General features: G+C 64.7%; 13 protein-coding genes and 1 pseudogene. 10 read left to right on the forward strand and 4 right to left on the reverse strand.

The features are described from left to right. The 3 genes from DY468_RS22740 to DY468_RS22750 all read left to right on the forward strand — a co-directional run. Positions 1-319 (forward strand): GNAT family N-acetyltransferase (locus DY468_RS22740; protein ID WP_164607634.1); only part of this gene is annotated, 319 nt, incomplete at its 5' end. 28 nt (positions 320-347) lie between these two features. Further along, entirely contained in the window at positions 348-1,112 is a 765-nt protein-coding gene (locus tag DY468_RS22745) for an SDR family oxidoreductase (protein WP_164607636.1), read from the forward strand. 40 nt (positions 1,113-1,152) lie between these two features. Next, the gene (locus DY468_RS22750; protein WP_230761569.1) at positions 1,153-1,557 is read left to right on the forward strand and encodes a protease inhibitor I42 family protein; all 405 of its coding nucleotides are present in this window, start codon (positions 1,153-1,155) and stop codon (positions 1,555-1,557) included. A 7-nt stretch (positions 1,558-1,564) separates the two neighbouring features. Here the strand turns inward: DY468_RS22750 and DY468_RS22755 are convergent, their stop codons facing one another. Both DY468_RS22755 and DY468_RS22760 read right to left on the reverse strand, forming a co-directional pair. Next, positions 1,565-2,062, reverse strand: a complete 498-nt coding sequence (locus DY468_RS22755; RefSeq protein WP_164607640.1) for a cupin domain-containing protein — start codon at positions 2,060-2,062, stop codon at positions 1,565-1,567. After that, entirely contained in the window at positions 2,052-3,152 is a 1,101-nt protein-coding gene (locus DY468_RS22760) for a RuBisCO large subunit C-terminal-like domain-containing protein (RefSeq protein WP_164607642.1), read from the reverse strand. Before DY468_RS22760 ends, DY468_RS22755 begins: the two co-directional genes overlap by 11 nt. A 180-nt stretch (positions 3,153-3,332) precedes the next feature. On the opposite strand from DY468_RS22760, the gene DY468_RS22765 reads away from it, so the two are divergent. Next, entirely contained in the window at positions 3,333-4,583 is a 1,251-nt protein-coding gene (locus tag DY468_RS22765) for a NupC/NupG family nucleoside CNT transporter (protein ID WP_164607644.1), read from the forward strand. Between the two features lie 245 nt (positions 4,584-4,828). Then, complete coding sequence (locus DY468_RS22770) at positions 4,829-6,514, forward strand: hypothetical protein (RefSeq protein WP_164607646.1); 1,686 nt, start codon at positions 4,829-4,831, stop codon at positions 6,512-6,514. 5 nt (positions 6,515-6,519) lie between these two features. Here the strand turns inward: DY468_RS22770 and DY468_RS22775 are convergent, their stop codons facing one another. Continuing rightward, positions 6,520-6,804: an usg protein gene (locus tag DY468_RS22775; RefSeq protein WP_164607647.1), complete on the reverse strand. Its 285-nt coding sequence runs from the start codon at positions 6,802-6,804 to the stop codon at positions 6,520-6,522. Positions 6,805-7,244: 440 nt separating this feature from the next. On the opposite strand from DY468_RS22775, the gene groES reads away from it, so the two are divergent. From groES to DY468_RS22790, 3 genes and pseudogenes are all read left to right on the forward strand, one after another. Next, positions 7,245-7,559: a co-chaperone GroES gene (gene groES / locus DY468_RS22780; protein ID WP_013503045.1), complete on the forward strand. Its 315-nt coding sequence runs from the start codon at positions 7,245-7,247 to the stop codon at positions 7,557-7,559. Between the two features lie 165 nt (positions 7,560-7,724). Then, on the forward strand, positions 7,725-9,365 hold the full coding sequence (groL, locus tag DY468_RS22785) for a chaperonin GroEL (RefSeq protein ID WP_164607649.1): 1,641 nt from the start codon (positions 7,725-7,727) through the stop codon (positions 9,363-9,365). Between the two features lie 1,793 nt (positions 9,366-11,158). Further along, positions 11,159-11,902 (forward strand): annotated as a pseudogene (locus tag DY468_RS22790) (TCP-1/cpn60 chaperonin family protein); the annotation flags it as partial. A 189-nt stretch (positions 11,903-12,091) separates the two neighbouring features. On the opposite strand, the gene DY468_RS22795 reads toward DY468_RS22790, so the two are convergent. Further along, positions 12,092-13,009, reverse strand: a complete 918-nt coding sequence (locus DY468_RS22795; protein ID WP_164607651.1) for a LysR family transcriptional regulator — start codon at positions 13,007-13,009, stop codon at positions 12,092-12,094. A 91-nt stretch (positions 13,010-13,100) separates the two neighbouring features. On the opposite strand from DY468_RS22795, the gene DY468_RS22800 reads away from it, so the two are divergent. After that, positions 13,101-14,009: an NAD(P)-dependent oxidoreductase gene (locus DY468_RS22800; protein WP_164607652.1), complete on the forward strand. Its 909-nt coding sequence runs from the start codon at positions 13,101-13,103 to the stop codon at positions 14,007-14,009. A 268-nt stretch (positions 14,010-14,277) separates the two neighbouring features. Further along, positions 14,278-14,623 (forward strand): UPF0149 family protein (locus DY468_RS22805; protein WP_164607654.1); only part of this gene is annotated, 346 nt, incomplete at its 3' end.

The following is a 14,623-nucleotide window of genomic DNA, read 5'->3' on the forward strand; positions in this document are numbered from 1 at the left end:
GATCAGCCATCCCTGGCATCTGAAGCAGCCGCCCGCCTTGAACGCCCGGCTCGGCAGCGTCCCGGAGCCGGCCTCGACCTATTATCTGCACGACATCGCGCTGCTGCCGCAGGCGCGCGGCGGCGGCGCGGCTTCTGCGGTGATCGCGACGCTGGTGCGCCATGCCGCCGGCATCGCCGACAACGTCACGCTTGTGGCGCTGTCCGGAACGGTGCAGTTCTGGCAGCGGCAGGGCTTTGCCCGCCTCGCCGATCCAGCGCTCGACGCCAAGCTGAAGAGCTACGACGCCGAAGCGTGCTACATGCAGCGCAGACTGTAACGAGCAACAACTTCCAGGGAGGACCACTATGGCGAACGCCACCACCAAGATCGCCCTCGTCACCGGCGCCGGGACCGGTGTCGGCCGTGCCGCGGCGCTGGCGCTGATGCAGGCCGGATTCACCGTGGTGCTGGCCGGGCGCCGGCTGCAACTGCTGCAGGAAACCCAGAAGCTCGGCGCCGAGTTCGGCGACAGCCTGCCCGTGGTCGCGGACATGGCCGATCCGGCGTCGATCGCCGCGCTGTTCGACACCACCGTGCGGCGCTACGGCCGGCTCGACGTGCTGTTCAACAATGCCGGCATCGGCGCGCCGCCGGTGCCGTTCGAGGATCTGCCGCTGGAGCAGTGGCAGGCGGTTGTGACGACCAACCTCACCGCTCCCTTCCTGTGCACCCAGCACGCGTTCCGGATCATGAAGGATCAGACCCCTCGCGGCGGTCGCATCATCAACAACGGCTCGATCTCGGCGCACGCGCCCCGGCCGTTTTCGTCTGCCTACACTGCGACCAAGCACGCCATCAGCGGGCTGACCAAGGCCAGCAATCTCGACGGCCGCGCCTACGACATCGCGGTCGGCCAGATCGACATCGGCAACGCCGCCACCCCGATGACGGATCGCATGGTCGAAGGTCCCGGCGTTCTGCAGCCGGACGGATCGGTCAAGCACGAGCCGCGGATGGACGCCAAGGCGGTCGGCGACGCGGTGGCCTACATGGCCGGCCTGCCGCTCGATGCCAACGTGTTGTTCATGACGGTGATGGCGACCAAAATGCCGTTCGTCGGCCGGGGGTGAGCCGCGCCGTTCCAGGGGGGCTAACATGCGGACACGGTTCATGACCTTTCGGCGATGGGGACTGCTCGGCATGCTGGCCGGCATTGCGCTGGTTGCAGGCGTCGCGCCGCCGCGGGCCGACGACACTGCCGAGACACTGCGTCTCGCGGTCGGCGGCGAAGCCACCTTCAGCCTAAAAGAGAATCCGTCGACCGGCTATCGCTGGCATCTCGACACCAAAGCGAGCCGCAATCTCGACCTGATCGAGATATCCGATGCCGGTTACCGCCAGGGCGGCGGCGATGTCGTGCACCAGCCGATGGTCGGCGTCCCCGGCACCCGGTCGTTCCGGATCATCGCCCGCAAGGACGGCACAGCCACCGCAGTGTTCGACTACTTACGGGACTGGGAGAACCAAGCTCCGGCACAGCGCCACACCGTCACGGTCGAGATCGCTCCACGCTGACGTGCAGCTACTCCCCACCGGTGCGAATGAAGTCGGCGATCCGCTCGTTCTTACGCAGCTCCGCAAGATCGTCCGCCGTCGGCAATTGCGGCCGGTCACGCGCGACGTTGACGACGCAGAGAAAACCGAGGCAGTCGTCGCGGTTGGCGCGGAACTGATGCCACGTCATCGGCGGGATGAACACCAGATCGCCCTGCCCGACATCGCTGATATCGTCGCCGACCAGGCACTGCCCGCGCCCGCGATGGATCATCACCGCATGCACATGGGCGTGACGCTCCAGCGTCGAGTAACCGCCCTTGTCCACTTCGAAGTAGCGCCACTCGCAGGCGAGATCTGGATCCGAGAATAGAAGCTGCCGCGAGACGTCCTGGAACGGCGCCTCGGCGGTCTGCTTGTACGGCATCACCGCGACGCCATCCCAGCGGCCCGGTGCGGTCTGCGCGCGCACACCCGGGCGCTCGCCCGCGGTCGGATGCGGCGCTGCTGAATCGTCATTGGCCATGGCTTGCCACCTCCGCGGTGAACCGCGCCGCCTGCTCGGTCAGTTGCTCGCCGGCCGCCAGCAGGCTGCCGCCGATCAGCAGCATGACGTCGGAGCCGTAGAATGCCAGCAGCTCTTGGATGCGATCAATCGCGATGCCGCCGGCCGGCACCGGCAGGCACGGCTTCAGATCGTACCAATCGCTCCGCGCCGCATCCGCCAGCGCGCTACAGGTCTCCGGCGTGTAGGCGAACCGGCCACCGTGATGCGGGAAGATGGTCGCGTCGGCGCCGAGCAGCCTGAACAGTTTGCCGAGCAGCAGATCCGGCGCGATCCGCTGCGCCCCCGCCAGCGACGGATGCGCCAGCACGATCAGCCCCTCCGCCTCCTTGGCGATCAGGTGGAAATTGGCGAGCCCGACGATCATCGGCATCAGCATCACCGCCGACAGCTCTTCGCGCCGAACGATGTCGAGCTGCCGCCGCATGTCGTCGAGCGAGCCGGAGACGTGCGGCGCATACAGCGTGGCGGCGCCGCGAACGGAGCAAGCCTCACGCACCGCGCGTGCCACCGCCGGGATCCGCGCGGCGAACGGGCTGAACGCCTGGTCGGCGATGCCGTGGTCGTCCTTGATCAGATCGATGCCGCCGAGCGCCAGCCGATGCGCGAGCCCCGCCAGCGCCTCCGGCGTCAGCCCCTGCGGCTTCAGCGCCGACGCAGTCAGCGCCCGCCGCGGCGTGCCGAGCTTGGCGCGAAGACCGGCGATGCCGAGCCTCGGCCCACCGAAGGTAGCCGGATAGGCCGGCGGCAGTTCGACATCGGCCAGCGTCACGTCGGGCTGGATCGAACTGTTGCCGAACAGCATGTTGAGCAGCTGTCCGGGCTCGGCCGGCGCGGTCGCGCTCGCCAAGCTGACCTGCACCGAAAAGCGAGCCTCGCCGATCGGCCTGATCGCCTCGACCCGGCCGACGATCTCGTCGCGGATCCGCTGCTCCGTCACCGCCGCCAGCGGACACTCGACGCTCTGCTCGATCGCCAGCGCCTCGGCCCGGGCAGCGATCTCCGCCGGCGCCGAGGCGACCTGATAGGTGACGATAATCCGCTCGCTCATGTTCAATCCACTATCGCGCAGTCCGAGGTATCGGCCTTGTCTAGCACAACCCGTTCGGCCGCACTGTCGCCGCCCTCGACGAAGCCGCGATGACGGCCGCGCCCCAGTGGCCCGCGCTTTAGTCGACTTGCCAGCGCGCCCTACCCTGGCCTACCCATCGGCTTCGGCTCGGGGGACGACATGCTTCAACTGCAATCCGGATTCGGCGTATTCGCGCTGCTGATGCTCGCGTGGGCATTCGGCGAGAATCGCGACCGCGTGTCGGTGCGACAAGTCGCCATCGGGCTCGGCATCACGCTTTTGACTGCGGTGGCGATGCTCAAGCTACCCGGTGCCGCTCGGGCGTTCGGCGCGATCAACGATGCAGTCGGGGTGATCTCGGCGGCGAGCCGGGCCGGCACCTCGTTCGCGTTCGGCTATCTCGGCGGCGCGCCGGCACCATTCGACATCAAGGCACCGGGGGCCGATTTCATCCTCGCGTTCCAGGCACTGCCGGTGGTGCTGGTGATGAGCGTCCTCACCACGCTGCTGTTCTACTGGCGGATCCTGCCTCCGGTGGTGCGCGGCATGGCGTGGCTGCTCGAGCGCACGCTCGGCGTCGGCGGCGCGGTCGGGCTCTCGACCGCAGCCAACGTGTTTCTCGGCATGGTCGAAGCACCGCTGTTCATTCGCCCGTATCTGGCGCAACTCACCCGCAGCGAGCTATTCCTTGTGATGACCGGCGGCATGGCCGGCATCGCCGGCACCGTGCTGGTGCTGTACGCCACGCTGCTGGCGCCGGTGCTGCCCGACGCCGCCGCGCACTTCGTCATCGCCTCGGTGCTCGGCGCGCCGGCCGCGATCCTGGTGAGCCTGATCATGGTGCCGGAAACCGAGCCGCGCGCCACCGGCGGCGAACTCGCCGATCCCGGCCAGATTGCCGTCAGCAGCATGGACGCCATCGTCAAGGGCACCACGGCCGGGCTCGACCTGCTGCTCAACATCATCGCGATGCTGATCGTGCTGGTGGCGCTGGTGTATCTCGCCAACGCGGCGCTCGGCCTACTGCCGCATCTCGGCGGCGAGGCCATCACGCTGCAGCGGATGCTCGGCTACCTGATGGCGCCGGTGTGCTGGCTGCTCGGCCTGCCATGGGATCAGGCGGTCACCGCCGGCTCGCTGATGGGGATCAAGACCGTGCTCAACGAGCTGATCGCCTATGTCGAGCTGGCGAAGCTGGCGCCGGACGCGCTCGACCCGCGTTCGAAGCTGATCATGCTGTACGCGATGTGCGGCTTCGCCAATTTCGGCAGCCTCGGCATCATGCTCGGCGGCCTGACCGCAATGGCCCCGCAGCGCCGCGAAGAGATCGCCGCGCTCGGTCTCAGGTCAATCGTATCGGGCACGATTACAACCTGCCTGATGGGGGCCGTTGTCGGGGTTATGACGTGAGCCGCCGATTCGGCGCCTCCGGCAAACATCTCATCTGATAACCAGAGCCAATCCGGCGGCAGCTTCAGCAACATTTGGAAGCAGTACGTTGCTAATCCAGTTCCACTCGCTCATCCGCACCCGCAAACTAGGCGCGAACTGACCGCGGTCGATCTTTTGATCTGAACTTCTGGAAACACTCCGATCGGCATCACTCGAATAGATTCGTCGCCCAGAGAGAAACGTAATCGTCTCTGGAGACATTTTTGCCGTCCTGTTCCTTGCGCGACCACGCGACCGCGCCGACGCCACCCATCCTGATCGCGGCCCTGGCGGCCTGGTTTGCCGCCGCCGCTGTCGCCTTTCGCTCCAGCCTACTGACATCGTTCGCCATGATATTCGGCAACAACGGCGACGGCCGGCTGATAGCATATCTGCACGAACACCTGTTCGCCGCGTTGATGGGACGCACCGAACCGCTGTCGCCGGCGTTCTATTTTCCTCAGCCGAACGTCCTCGGTTACACCGATGCGTTTCTGCTCGACGCCCTGCCCTATGCGGGACTACGCGAACTCGGACTCGATCCATTCCTCGCCTCGCAGATTCTCGCCATCGCGTTGTCGCTGTGCTGCTTCACGGCGAGTTTCATGATCGGGCTCCGCTACCTGCGGCTCGGGCCAACGTTCGCGATCTGCGCTGCGGTGCTGGCGACCTTTCCCAGCAATCTGATGTTCAAGACTGCGGAGGCGCATCCGAATTTCTTTGCGTTGTACTACGTGCCATGCCTGGTGCTGCTGGTGCTGTGGGCGGTCGAGGATTTCCCGCGCTGGACCAAATGGTCGCTCCTGCGAGCCGGCGGCTTCGGACTTGGCTACGGCCTGCTGTTCGCAACTTCGTTTTACGTGGCGTGGCTGTTCGCACTGACGCTGCTGTTCGGCCTCGGCACCCTCGCGATGCTCCGTGGCCGCGAGGCGATCGCGTTGCTCCGGCGACACCCCGGCTCCTGCGCAGCTCTGATCGGAGCAGCGATCGCCGGCTTTGCGATCGGGGCGATACCGCTGATGATGATCTACCTGCCTGCGTTGCAGCAGCATGCCGGGCGATCGTTCCGCGACTATGTCGGCTTTGCACCGTTTCCGACCGACCTGATCAACGTCGGCCTCCGCAACCTGATGTGGGGCTGGCTGGTCGAGCGGCTGATCGGCGAGGCCCAGCACGAGCGCGCATTGGCCGTCACGCCGCTCATGACTGCCGCGCTGATGATTCTGCTGCTGCGGCTGCGCCGCGCCGCGCCGGGGCGCCCGATGCCTTGGCAGCTCCAGTTCGCGAGCGTCTGCGTCGCGGTGTGGGGATTGTCGTGGCTGGTGACTCTGCGGGTCGGGACGTTCAGCGCGTTCTGGCTGCCCTATCATCTGGCGCCGGGCGCCGTGGCGATCCGCGCCGGCGACCGCATCCAGCTGCTGGTCAATCTATGGATCGTCGCCGGGCTGGTCGTACTGCTGCAATATTGGCTCGACTGCGCCCCCCGCGCGGCCGGCACCCGGCGCAGGCTGATCGCCGGCGTGGTCGTGGCGCTGTGTCTGATCGAGCAGATCAACCTGCAGCCCGCCGGCCTGGCGCGCCGCGACGAGCTCGCGCGGCTGGCTTCAGTCCCGGCAGCGCCGCCGCAGTGCGGCGCGTTCATGGTGGATGCCGGCACGCCATCGGATGGCAAGCAATGGGACGCGATGTGGATCTCCGCCAAGCTCGGCCTGCCGACGCTGAACGGCGACTCCGGCTGGGCGCCGCTAGGGTGGCGGCTCAACGACCCAACAATCGACTACGACAAGGCTGTGCGGCTCTGGATCGCCGCGACGAGCCTCGACGTGGCGCTGTGCCGCTACGACCGCAGCACCCGTCAATGGTCCGCCTATCCGCTGCCGGCCGACGAAGTGACCGCCGACCGGCGATAGCGAAGTCAGTGCAGTCTGAAGACGCCGTCGACCGCGCGCAGCTCGGCCGGCTTGATCAGCTTGGAGTGCGCGACCGTAACCGCGAACAGCGGCCCCTCGAGCTCCTTCTTCCAGAAGCTGAGAAAGTCGTTCAGGGCAGGAAAATCCGGAGCCAGATCGTAGTCCTGCCACGTATAGCTCTGCAGCAGCCATTGCCGGTCGGGGCGGCGGTAAAGAATCTCGGCCGTCGTCAGACCGTAGCCGAGCACCTGCTTCCTGAAGTCTTCAGAAACTGCACCTCGTTCGACCATAAATCCTCCTTCCCGAACCAGCATTCCGCAACAGTGACGACCGGGATTGCATGGGAATGCCGTCCTTCCGTCTGCTGTCCCCGCGGTGGCCGGTTCCGGTCTCCACTTGCCGGCCAACGCGCAACTGAAAATGTGACGCAACCGGGCCAGGCATCTCAAGTGCAAAATCGACGGCAGATGCAGAAAAATACAGCGTTAGCAGCGACTTACTCGAAGTGCTAACAGGCCCTCCGGCCCATGGGACAGTCGGGGCTTGATCACCGGTCCATCCTCGTTCACGGTGTTTGGCAGATGTTCCGCGCGAGTGCTAAAAATTTCGCGGGCAGCCCTTGTCTCTCCAAAATCCCTCGACTATCTGGTCGGTGTCGTGCTGGCACTCGGTGCTCACGATTGCTAATTTTCGGATTTCTGAGATAATTCAGAAACTTAGGAGGACTTGCATGAACTTCCGTCCGCTTCACGACCGCGTCGTGGTCAAGCGCATCGACGCCGAAGAGAAGACCGCTGGCGGTATCATCATTCCTGACACGGCCAAGGAAAAGCCCTCGCAGGGCGAAGTCGTCGCCGTCGGTCCGGGTGGCCGCGACGAAGCCGGCAAGCTGATCCCGATCGACCTCAAGGTCGGCGACCGCGTGCTGTTCGGCAAGTGGAGCGGCACCGAAGTCAAGATCGACGGCAAAGAGCTGCTGATCATGAAGGAAAGCGACATCATGGGCGTCATCACCGACGCCGGTGCCAAGAAGAAGGCGGCCTAAGTCGCGCTTCGGCCCTCACCCTGAGGAGCGCCCGAAGGGCGCGTCTCGAAGGGTGAGCCACAAACAGCAACATCTCATCCTTCGAGACGCCCCGGCTTCGCTCTGCGAGCTACGCCGCGGCTCCTCAGGATGAGGGCCAACTCCAACCTTTCAGGGAAACCTCTTATGTCCGCTAAAGAAGTCAAATTCGGCGTCGACGCTCGCGACCGCATGCTGCGCGGCGTGGACATTCTCGCCAATGCCGTGAAGGTCACGCTGGGTCCGAAGGGCCGCAACGTCGTCCTCGACAAGTCGTTCGGTGCGCCGCGCATCACCAAGGACGGCGTCACCGTCGCCAAGGACATCGAGCTCGACGACAAGTTCGAGAACATGGGCGCCCAGATGGTGCGCGAAGTCGCCTCGAAGTCGGCCGACGCCGCCGGTGACGGCACCACCACCGCGACCGTGCTGGCCCAGGCGATCGTGCGCGAGGGCGCCAAGGCGGTTGCCGCCGGCATGAACCCGATGGATCTGAAGCGCGGTATCGACCTGGCGGTGGAAGCCGTCGTCGCCGACCTCGTCAAGAACTCCAAGAAGGTCACCTCGAACGACGAGATCGCCCAGGTCGGCACCATCTCGGCCAACGGCGACTCGGAGATCGGCAAGTTCCTCGCCGACGCGATGAAGAAGGTCGGCAACGAGGGCGTCATCACCGTCGAGGAAGCCAAGTCGCTCGAGACCGAACTCGACGTCGTCGAGGGCATGCAGTTCGATCGCGGCTACATCTCGCCCTACTTCGTCACCAACGCCGACAAGATGCGCGTTGAGTTCGACGACGCCTACATCCTGATCAACGAGAAGAAGCTTTCGAACCTCAACGAGCTGCTGCCGCTGCTCGAAGCCGTGGTGCAGACCGGCAAGCCGCTGGTGATCGTCGCCGAGGACGTCGAAGGCGAAGCCCTCGCGACCCTCGTCGTCAACCGTCTGCGCGGCGGCCTCAAGGTCGCGGCCGTCAAGGCGCCGGGCTTCGGTGACCGCCGCAAGGCCATGCTGCAGGACATCGCGATCCTGACCGGCGGCCAGGCGATCTCGGAAGACCTCGGCATCAAGATGGAAAACGTCACCCTGCAGATGCTGGGTCGCGCCAAGAAGGTGATGATCGACAAGGAGAACACCACGATCGTCAACGGCGCCGGCAAGAAGGCCGACATCGAAGCCCGCGTTGCCCAGATCAAGGCGCAGATCGAAGAGACCACTTCGGACTACGACCGCGAGAAGCTGCAGGAGCGTCTGGCCAAGCTCGCCGGCGGCGTCGCGGTGATCCGCGTCGGCGGCGCGACCGAGGTCGAGGTCAAGGAGCGCAAGGATCGCGTTGATGACGCGATGCACGCCACCCGCGCCGCGGTCGAGGAAGGCATCGTTCCGGGCGGCGGCGTCGCTCTGCTGCGCGCCTCCGAGCAGCTCAAGGGCCTCAAGACCAAGAACGACGACCAGAAGACCGGCGTCGAGATCGTGCGTCGCGCCCTCTCCGCCCCGGCCCGCCAGATCGCCATCAACGCCGGCGAAGACGGCTCGGTGATCGTCGGCAAGGTGCTCGAGAAGGAGCAGTACAACTTCGGCTTCGACTCGCAGTCGGGCGAATACGGCGACCTGGTCAAGAAGGGCATCATCGACCCGACCAAGGTGGTCCGCACCGCGATCCAGAACGCCGCCTCGGTGGCCGCGCTGCTGATCACTACCGAAGCGATGATCGCCGAACTGCCGAAGAAGAACGCCGGCGGCCCCGCGATGCCCCCGGGCGGCGGCATGGGCGGCATGGACTTCTAAGTCTACCGACCTTCGCAACGACAATGAGGCCCGGCGGAAACGCCGGGCTTTTTTGTTAGGGGCGAATAGCTCGGCCGCCTTAAGTCTTGGCGGCATCCAAGGCCTCAAACTTACCCAGGCGCATGGACGGAACATGTATAGACTAGACCGCGGTCAAATTCGAAAGCGGGCTCACGTTACTTGGTGAGGGACTTCAACGTAAACTGCCCCGCCCGCCCTTTGATCAAAGTAGCGACCTGGATCGGGCACTAGTCAACGATAAAGAAACGGCCATCGGGCTGATATCCGTACCCAAAAATCGTACTATTTGGATCCCATCCCGATGGTTTTCCGTTAAGTACTTTCACCAACGCGAACGTATTTAATGCGAACGACGTGTCGTAAACACCTTTCGCATCGACGGACTGTGACCTGGATTGACCCGTAGGCGACAAATCAGAATTTAACCATTCAAAGCGCAAGACAGCTGTCTGACCTCGATAATTTTCCCAAGAGTAGTTCATCAATCTGGTCATAAATACCCCCCCGTTACCTTCTTAGTTCTTGACCGAAAAATAGAATAGGATCACCGGGCGGAGGGAAGCGAACGGATCGAATCCGGTCAGACCAATTACCTGCGCCTGGGACGCAATTCGCTAGATCGTCACATCCACCGCCCCTTGTAATGACCAAGGCCGGGCCTCCAAAATTCGGTTCACCATAAAACGCCACAGGAGCGTCGTTGACTGCCAAACTCTTTGCTTTCCCGTCGATATTGGGAGGCAGGATTGGAGCGTCAACTCTTGTGGACCATCTGATCGTAGGTGGGGCACCTGCGACCGTGCTGAAGAGCAAAACATAGCGCCCCTTCAAGGCTGCACCTGATCTCTTCGATCTTTGCAAGCGTTTCTTGAAAACTGAAAGTGTCGCTTGGTAGCAAGTCGGACCTTGAATCGAAGTCGCTTTCAAGGTGGAGGCCGCCCAATCGGTGGGATGATATAAAGCAATGCCGTTGAATCCTGGCACCAATCCAAATGTCTTACTAAAGCGCTGATAGCCGGGCTGACCGAACTGCTCGTACTCCAAAGTATAAGATATCGAACACTGCCAAGAGTTTTGATCTGGGTTGCTCGCTCCGACAAAGAAGGCCGACCCGGAAACGTAAGGGGTCATTACGGGATACGCATGAGCGGCATTTGATAAGAAAATGGAGATTGCGAAAATGACAAGCCAGCGCATTTGCGTATCCAAAACATACAACTTATCGAAAGATTAACACAATTATAGGTAGAGGCAAGATGGTGGTAAATGATGCACCAAAGACATCTCAGAGTTCGGAGGCTTTAGTACAGCAGCGCTAATCGAACGACCTGGGTTAGCCATGAACGTGCAAAGCGAAACTGCCAAGGGACTTGTTAGACACGCTGATCTGAGACCGGACATAGTACGAGCATCGCGGGATAAGACGCGTTCCTGCTCCATTCGTTGGGCGGATTAGCGAAGCGTAATCAGCCGTTACACCGAATGGACAATGCGATTCGCTATCGCGCTCTACTCATCACGCAGCTCCAGCACGCCTTCGTCCCTTCTCCTTCACCGGCCGAACGCTGATCTTCGACCTATGCCCGGTCGCCGGCCACCCGCGGGCAGTGTTCGCGTCGAGGGTTCGCCGCGTCCGCTTTCCAGCCGCGCAACCGTGCATTGCGCGATCTTCATGCGGAGAGCGGGTTCGGCCTGGCCAAGGCCCGCACAGCGGCATGGGCGGTTTGGATTTTTCAGGTTCAATCGATCAGAGAGCGCGGTACCCACCGTAGGCGATCTCGGAAGACCTCGGCATCAAGATGGAGAACGTCACCCTGCAGATGCTGGGTCGCGCCAAGAAGGTGATGATCGACAAGGAAAACACCACGATCGTCAACGGCGCCGGCAAGAAGGCCGACATCGAGGCCCGCGTCGCGCAGATCAAGGCGCAGATCGAGGAAACCACCTCGGACTACGACCGCGAGAAGCTGCAGGAGCGTCTGGCCAAGCTCGCCGGCGGCGTCGCGGTGATCCGCGTCGGCGGCGCGACCGAGGTCGAGGTCAAGGAGCGTAAGGATCGCGTTGATGACGCGATGCACGCCACCCGCGCCGCGGTCGAGGAAGGCATCGTCCCGGGCGGCGGCGTCGCTCTGCTGCGCGCTTCCGAGCAGCTCAAGGGCCTCAAGACCAAGAACGACGACCAGAAGACCGGCGTCGAGATCGTGCGTCGCGCCCTCTCCGCCCCGGCCCGCCAGATCGCCATCAACGCCGGCGAAGACGGCTCGGTGATCGTCGGCAAGGTGCTCGAGAAGGAGCAGTACAACTTCGGCTTCGACTCGCAGTCGGGCGAATACGGCGACCTGGTCAAGAAGGGCATCATCGACCCGACCAAGGTGGTCCGCACCGCGATCCAGAACGCCGCCTCGGTGGCTGCGCTGCTGATCACTACCGAAGCGATGATCGCCGAACTGCCGAAGAAGAACGCCGGCGGCCCCGCGATGCCCCCGGGCGGCGGCATGGGCGGCATGGACTTCTAAGCGAAGTCACCATCGCTACAGACAACGAAGCCCGGGAGCGATCCCGGGCTTTTTGTTGTTTGCTTCCAACCTCACGTTCGTCATTCCGGGGCGCGCCACCGGGTCCGCACTCCGGGCGGCCCGACGACAGGCTCCGCACGAGCTCGGAATCCATACTCCCTGTGCTAACTACACATCTCCCGAAGCCAGCTACCTATTTCGAGCAGCGTCCCGCTTCAGCGCAGGTGTCGTTAGCTCAGCGCCGACACCCCGGCTGTCCACCGTCGCCCGCAACACCTCCGCCAGCTCCCGTGCCGCATCGGGCAGATGGTCCTGCCTGAGCAGACGGAGTTCGAGCGCCGGCAGGACCGGCAGGCCCTTCTCCACCACAGCGATCCCCTGCGGCACCCGATACGCCGTCCGCACCGTCACGCCGAGCCCGAAGCGGAGCGCCGCCCACACGCCCGGCAGGCTCGGCGTGGTCAGCGACAGACGCCAGCGAATGCCGGCGTCGTCGAGCGCGCGCAGAGCCGCCTGACGAAACAGGCAGGGATGATCGAACAGCACCAGCGGCAGCGCCTTCGCGCGATCGTGCTGCTGCGCAGCGTCTTCGCTCCGCGCCAGCCACAGCATCGGCATCGTCGCCAGCAGTTCGCCACGCCCCCGCCGGTCCGCCGCCGCGAAGGCGAGCGCGAGGTCGAGCTGGCCGGCTTTCACCTCGTCATCCAGCGCGTAGTTGCGCCCGGCGCGGACTTCGACATGCACGCCAAGCCGACGCTGCGTGAACGCCGCGAGCGCGCTCGGCATGATGTCCTCGAAAAAATCCTGCGGCAGGCCGAGCCGGATCGTCGGCGGCGCCACCGCGCCGCCGAGCGCCAGCGTCGCTTCGTCGTGCGTCGCGACGATCCGCCTTGCATAGGCGAGCAGCGTGTCGCCGGCTTCGGTCGGCACCAGCCCGCGGCCGCGTCGCACGAACAGCGTCTGTCCGGCCTGCTCTTCGAGCCGCTTGAGCTGCATGCTGACCGCCGATTGCGACCGCCCAAGCTCGACCGCGGCGCGGGCGAAGCTGCCGAGATCGACCCCGACGATCATCGCGCGCAGCGCCTCGATATCGAATTGCGGCTTCATCTATCTGGATCCGTGAACTCCCGCTTCAAATATATCAGATTTTAACAAGCGACGAGGCCGCCTACAGCTATTGCCCACCAGGAGGCGCCGCATGACTGCACCCGCTCCCACCGGCTTCATCGGCCTCGGCACGATGGGACTGCCGATGGCCCTCAACATCGCCCGCACCGGCGCGCCACTGATGGTCTGGAATCGCTCGACCGAGCGCTGCAAGCCGGTGGCCGAGGCCGGCGCCACGATCGCGCGCAGCGCCGCCGAGGTGTTCGCGGCCTGCGAGACCGTCATCCTAATGCTCGCCGACGAAGCCGCCACCGACAGCGTCCTGGCACGCGGCACGTCCGGATTCGCCCAGCGTGTCGGCGGACACCGGATTGTTGCGATGGGCACGGTCCGCCCCGGGTACTCGAGCGCCCTGGCCGACGACATCGAGCAGAGCGGCGGACACTTCGTCGAGGCGCCGGTCTCCGGGTCCCGCAAACCGGCCGAGGCCGGTACGCTGGTCGGGATGCTGGCGGGGTGCGACGTCGATGTCGCGGCCGTCCGCCCGCTGCTGCAGCCGATGTGCCGCGAGGTCTTCGCGTGCGGCCCGGTTCCCAATGCGCTGCGCATGAAGCTCGCCGTCAACCTGTTCCTGATCACCATGGTGACGGGCCTCGCCGAGGCGGTTCACTTCGCCCAGCACCACGGCCTCGACCTGACGCGCTTCGCCGCCATTCTCGACGCCGGCCCGATGGCCAGCGACGTCTCGAAGATCAAGCTCGCCAAATGGGTGCAGCAGGATTTCGCCCGCCAGGCGGCGATCTCCGACGTCCTGAAGAACAGCCGTCTGGTGGTCGAGGCCGCGCGCGCAGCCGGCGTCGCCTCGCCGCAAATCGACAACTGCGCGGCGCTCTACGCCGAGACCGAAGCCTTGGGCCTCGGCGACGACGACATGATCGCCGTCATCCGCGCGCTGGAGCAGCGAACCAACGCAGCCCGCCTCGCCGCATCCGCGGATTGATCGCTGCCGGGCCCGCAAAGCCGCCACGCTAAAACACCCCGTCGTTCGTCATTCCGGGGCGCGCGCAGCGCGAGCCCGGAATCCATACTCGCTGCGCGACCGGTCAAGCACAGTCGTTGATCCGTCCGCCATTTAGAACGATCGCCGGTGGTGATGGATTCCGGGCCCGCGAGCTACGCTCGCGCCCCGGAATGACGCGGAGAGTTGGTTCGGATAATCTACCGATCTTACTTGGAGGCGTCTCCTCCCCGCACTGATTGGATCCCCCATGCCCCAGCTCCCGCCCCATCTCGCGACGCTCGAAAACGAACTCGCCGATATCGGTGTCGAGGCCATGCAGCTCGAGGAGCTCGACGGCTTCATCGCCGCGCTGCTGGTCTGCCCGGAGATGATCGCGCCCGGCGACTGGCTGCCGGCCGTGTGGGGCGGCGACGCGGACGAGCCGGCGCCGTTCACCGATCTCGATCACGCCAACAGCATTTTCGCGCTGATCATGCAGCACTACAACGAGATCGCGACGACGCTGGCCGCGCATCCCGAGCGCTACCGTCCGCTGATGCCCGGCATCGGCACGGGGAACGTGGTCTGGGAGATGTGGATCGACGGCTTCGGAG

Source organism: Rhodopseudomonas sp. BR0M22, assembly GCF_010907035.1.
Classification (GTDB): Bacteria; Pseudomonadota; Alphaproteobacteria; order Rhizobiales; family Xanthobacteraceae; genus Rhodopseudomonas.